General features: G+C 68.6%; 5 protein-coding genes. 1 reads left to right on the top strand and 4 read right to left on the bottom strand.

Annotation, left to right across the window (positions count from 1 at the left end):
- Nucleotides 1–61: 61 nt before the first annotated feature.
- From AX690_RS21770 to AX690_RS21785, 4 genes are all read right to left on the bottom strand, one after another.
- Nucleotides 62–1,120, bottom strand: coding sequence for a CoA ester lyase (locus AX690_RS21770; RefSeq protein WP_082769809.1), 1,059 nt, complete (start codon nucleotides 1,118–1,120; stop codon nucleotides 62–64).
- Between the two features lie 85 nt (nucleotides 1,121–1,205).
- Complete coding sequence (locus tag AX690_RS21775) at nucleotides 1,206–2,222, bottom strand: mechanosensitive ion channel family protein (protein ID WP_066730565.1); 1,017 nt, start codon at nucleotides 2,220–2,222, stop codon at nucleotides 1,206–1,208.
- A gap of 45 nt (nucleotides 2,223–2,267) precedes the next feature.
- Complete coding sequence (locus tag AX690_RS21780; protein ID WP_066730566.1) at nucleotides 2,268–2,642, bottom strand: hypothetical protein; 375 nt, start codon at nucleotides 2,640–2,642, stop codon at nucleotides 2,268–2,270.
- A gap of 165 nt (nucleotides 2,643–2,807) precedes the next feature.
- Nucleotides 2,808–3,806, bottom strand: coding sequence for an aldo/keto reductase (locus AX690_RS21785; RefSeq protein ID WP_066730567.1), 999 nt, complete (start codon nucleotides 3,804–3,806; stop codon nucleotides 2,808–2,810).
- Between the two features lie 201 nt (nucleotides 3,807–4,007).
- Here AX690_RS21785 and AX690_RS21790 point away from each other — a divergent pair, with 201 nt between their 5' ends.
- Entirely contained in the window at nucleotides 4,008–4,490 is a 483-nt protein-coding gene (locus AX690_RS21790; protein WP_082769810.1) for a VOC family protein, read from the top strand.
- The last annotated feature ends 76 nt before the right edge of the window (nucleotides 4,491–4,566 follow it).

Genomic DNA, 4,566 nt, shown 5'->3' on the forward strand with positions numbered 1-4,566 from the left:
TTAGCCCCCTCAGTCGCTCCGCGACAGCTCCCCCGCATCGCGGGGGAGCATCTTCTAGACTCTAAAACCCATACAGCGCCTTATACTCCGCATCCTTCGCCGCGATCTGCTTGGCGCAGTCGACCATCACCTTGGCCTGTTTCCAGGTGGCGTCGTCCTGCATCTTGCCGTCGATCATCGCCACGCCGGTGCCGTCGGGCATGGCCTCGAGAATCTTCTTGGCGAAGGCGACCTCGGCGGGGTCGGGACTGAAGACCTGCTTGGCGATGGCGATCTGGCTGGGATGCAGGCTCCAGGCGCCGGCGCAGCCCATCAGGAAGGCGTTGCGGAACTGCTGCTCGCAGGCGACCGGGTCGTCGATGGCGCCGAACGGACCGTAGAACGGCTTGATCCCATGCGCCGCGCAGGCGTCGACCATCTTGGCGAAGGTGTAGTGCCAGAGGTCCTGCTGGACCGAGACGCGGGCCGAACCATCCGCGTGCGGGTCCTCGATCACCCGATAGCCCGGGTGACCACCGCCCACGCGCGTCGTCTTCATCGCCCGGCTGGCGGCGAGGTCGGCGGGGCCCAGGCTGATACCCTGCATGCGCGGGCTGGCCGCGGCGATCGCCTCGACGTTCATCACGCCCTCGGCCGTTTCCAGGATCGCGTGCAGCAGGATCGGCCGGGTGACGCCGTGCTTGGCCTCCAGCGAGGCCAAGAGCTGGTCCATGTAGAAGATGTCCCAGGGCCCCTCGACCTTGGGCACCATGATCACGTCGATCTTGTCGCCGGCCTTCTCGACGATCGTGGCGACCTCATCCAGGTGCCAGGGCGAGTTCAGGCAGTTGATCCGCGTCCAGAAGCCGACGCCCAACGCCTTGAAGTCGATCTCGCGCGACATCGCCACCAGGCCCGCCAGCGCCGCGCCCTTGGCGTCGGCGGGAATGGCGTCTTCGAGGTTCGCCAGGATGACGTCGACCGTCGGAGCGATCTCGGGAAGCTTGGCGCGCACCTTTTCCAGGTGCGGCGGCACGAAGTGGATCATCCGCTCCACGCGCGCGGGCAGCTCGCGATAGGGCGTCGGCGCGCCGATCGCCAAGGGTTTGAAAAAGCCGCGCGGCGTCTTCATGCCGGTCACTCCCCGTGTTGTCGCGCCGCCCTCCTGGGCGGTCATTTCGCAATTGCGAAGACCATGCGGCGGCGCAGCAGGCGCGTCAAGATGATCAGCGTTCAGGTCGGGATGACGGTGGCGGCGCCTCTTCCGGATCCTCGCGCTCAAGGTCGGCGGCGGCGTCGTTGCTCGAGGCCTGGCGCGCCGCCTTGGCCTTGCGACGGCGGGCTGGTTCGAGCCGCAGGCTGGTGAGCGCGTCCTCCCCCTCCTCGCCGAACAGGCCTCGGACCCGGATATCGCGCTGGGGATAGGGGATCTCGACCCCGGCCCCGCGCAGGGCGTCGTCGATCAGCCAGGTATAGGCCGCGAAGATCGCCGCCGGACGCCGGACGGCCTCAACGGTTGGCCAGACGATCAGCTCGAACTTCAGGGCGTGATCGCCATAGCCGACCAGCCAGACCTGGGCCCGGCGCGTGGCGTCGTCGGGCGAGGTGAATGGCGCGGCCCTGGCGGCCTTCAGCACCGCCTCGCGCACCTTGTCCTTGTCGGCGCCGAAGGCGGTGACGAACGGCACGCGAATGCGGCGGTTGGTGCCGCGCAGGGTCCAGTTGATCACCTGGTCGTTCACCAGCACCGAGTTCGGCACGATGATGTCGGTGCTGTCGTTGGTGCGGATGCGGGTGGCGCGCGCGCCGATCGCGTGGACCACCCCCCGGCCGCCGTTGGGGAGCTCGACGAAGTCGCCCACCGCCACCAGCCGCTCGAACACCAGGGAAACGCCCGAGGCGAAGTCCTTGATGACGCCCTGCAGGCCAAGGCCCACCCCGACGCCCAGGGCGCCGGCGAACACGGTCAGGGAGGTCAGGTCGACGCCCATGGTCGACAGGCCGACCACCACGCCGATCACGACTAATCCGTAGGTCGAGACCTTCTCGACGGCGTACAGCGAGGCGGCGCCGCCCGCCGCCCGCTCGCGCAGCCGCACGAAGCCCGCCGAGGTCAGTCGCGCGGCGACCAGCGCCGCCCCGACGATCAGCACCCCCGCCGCCAGCCCGCCGACCGTCACCGACGCCTTGCCCAGCTTCAGGAGTTCGAAGGTATCGAGCGTGCGAAGCGGATTGTCGGCCATGGCGAGGATTGTGGGCTTAGGTTGCGGCGGCGATCAAGCGCGACGTCAGCCGGGCGTGAACAGGCCCTGCACGCCGACGATCATGGCGATCACGCCGAACACCGCCAGCAGCAGGCCCGGGCCGCGCGCGGCGCTGTCGGGCAAGGCCCGGCCGACGCGGAGCCGTTCCCACAGAAGCAGCACGCCGACCGCGACGCCGACGACCTCGAAGTGGAAGACGTGCGGGCCGCTGGTCAGGTGGACGATCAGGAAATAGCCGCCACAGACCAGGGCGGCGATCCCGACGATCCAGCGGAACCGCGCCAGCCGCGCCGCGAACCGTTCGAAATCGTCGCCGATGCGCGGAGCCAGCACCAGCAGGCCGATGGCCAGCAGGAAGCCGCCGAAGATGTTGCAGAGGTCGAGGATGAGCGAGAGCATGGCGGAGAAATGCTCAAGCTGCGCGACCGTTCCCTTCTCCCCTTGCGGGAGAAGGTGGCCCGCAGGGCCGGATGAGGGGTTGAAGATCGTGTCCGGACAGCAGAGCGCGACCCCTCACCCGACCGCCTCCGGCGGCCACCCTCTCCCGCAGGGGGAGAGGGGTTCCTAGCGCCCGACCATCGCCAGGCCGGCCTTGGTATACCGCTCGCCCTCGACCGCCGTTTCCGGCACGGCGGCGGCGATGCGGGCCAGGTCGTCATCGGACAGAGACAAATCGACCGCCCCGAGGTTCTCCTCCAGCCGCGCGGCCTTGGTGGTGCCGGGGATCGGGGCGATGTGCTCGCCCTGATGCAGGATCCAGGCGAGCGCCAGCTGGGCCGGCGTCGCGCCCTTCTCGGCGGCGATCTGCGTCAGCGCCTCGACCAGGGACAGGTTCTTGGCCAGGGCCTCGCCCTGGAAGCGCGGCAGGTTGCGGCGGAAGTCGTTGTCGGCCAGATCGGTCTTCATCGCCCCGGTCAGGAAGCCGCGGCCCAGCGGGCTGTAGGGCACGAGGCCAACGCCCAGCTCGCGCAGGGTCGGCAGGATCTCAGCCTCCAACTCGCGGAACCACAGCGAATATTCGCTCTGCAGGGCGGCCACGGGCTGGACCGCGTGGGCCTTGCGGATCGTGGCCGCGCCGGCTTCGGACAGGCCGAAGTGCTTGACCTTGCCCTCGGCGATCAGGTCCTTGACCGTCCCGGCCACGTCCTCGATCGGCACGTTCGGATCGACGCGATGCTGGTAGAAGAGGTCGATCACCTCGACGCCCAGGCGCTTTAGCGAAGCCTCGGCCACGGCGCGGATGTGCTCGGGGCGGCTGTTGGTCCCGCGCATGCGCGAGAAGCCCTCGCCCGTTCCCTCCGGCGCGATGTCGAAGCCGAACTTGGTGGCGATCACCACCTTGTCGCGGAAGGGCTTGAGACCTTCGCCGACCAGCACCTCGTTGGCGTAGGGGCCATAGACCTCGGCGGTGTCGAAGAAGGTCACGCCCAGCTCGACCGCGCGGGCCAGCAGCTTGTGGGCGTCGGCCGTCTCCAGCGCCGTGCCGTACACCTGGCCCATCCCCATGCAGCCGAGACCGATGGCCGACACCTCGAGGCCGTCGCCGAGTTTACGCGTCTTCATGGGATGCTCCTTCGTCAGGCGGCTGTCGCCGGCGCTCCGCAGATAGGGTCTGGACCCGCGCGTCGCAGGACCGTCCCGCTCGATCTGGAGGATCAGGCAATCTTCCCGTCGCGACAGTCAATCGGCGCGCGCTGGAATTTCCGAGCCCTGTCGGAACGGGGCTCACCCGACCGTCCTTGGGTCATGACGATGGAGGACGCCATGCCGAAGATCACCCCGTTCCTGTGGTTCGACACCCAGGCCGAGGAAGCCGCCAATCTCTACGTGTCGGTGTTCCCGAACTCGCGGATCAACGACGTCTCCTACTATCCGGGCGAGGCGCCCGGCGGCGGCAAGCCTGGCAAGGTGATGACCGTGACCTTCGAGCTGGACGGCCAGAAGATCGTCGCCCTGAACGCCGGCCCGATGTTCAAGCTCGACGAGGCCTTCTCGTTCGTCATCGACTGCGACGGCCAGGACGAGGTCGACCACTATTGGAACGCCCTGACCGCCGATGGCGGGGCGGAGTCGCAATGCGGCTGGCTGAAGGACCGGTTCGGCCTGTCCTGGCAGGTCACGCCCCGCCAGCTGATCGAGATGACCACCAGCCCGGATCGCGCCGCCGCCGGCCGGGCGTTTCAGGCGATGATGGGCATGAAGAAGATCGACATCGCCGCGCTGCGGGCGGCGTACGAGGCGGGCTAGCGCCTTCAATCCTCCCCCTGACGGGGGAGCAACCGTGTTGAGTTCAGGCGGGTCTCCAGTCGGCTTGGTCGCGGAT

Source organism: Caulobacter sp. CCH9-E1, from assembly GCF_001556515.1.
Lineage (GTDB): Bacteria > Pseudomonadota > Alphaproteobacteria > Caulobacterales > Caulobacteraceae > Caulobacter.

Bases quoted from the DNA above. Each gene is read 5' to 3' on its own strand.
- AX690_RS21780 (WP_066730566.1), bottom strand. From the start codon at position 2,642: ATGCTCTCGCTCATCCTCGACCTCTGCAACATCTTCGGCGGCTTCCTG.
- AX690_RS21785 (WP_066730567.1), bottom strand. From the start codon at position 3,806: ATGAAGACGCGTAAACTCGGCGACGGCCTCGAGGTGTCGGCCATCGGT.
- AX690_RS21790 (WP_082769810.1), top strand. From the start codon at position 4,008: ATGCCGAAGATCACCCCGTTCCTGTGGTTCGACACCCAGGCCGAGGAA.
- AX690_RS21775 (WP_066730565.1), bottom strand. From the start codon at position 2,222: ATGGCCGACAATCCGCTTCGCACGCTCGATACCTTCGAACTCCTGAAG.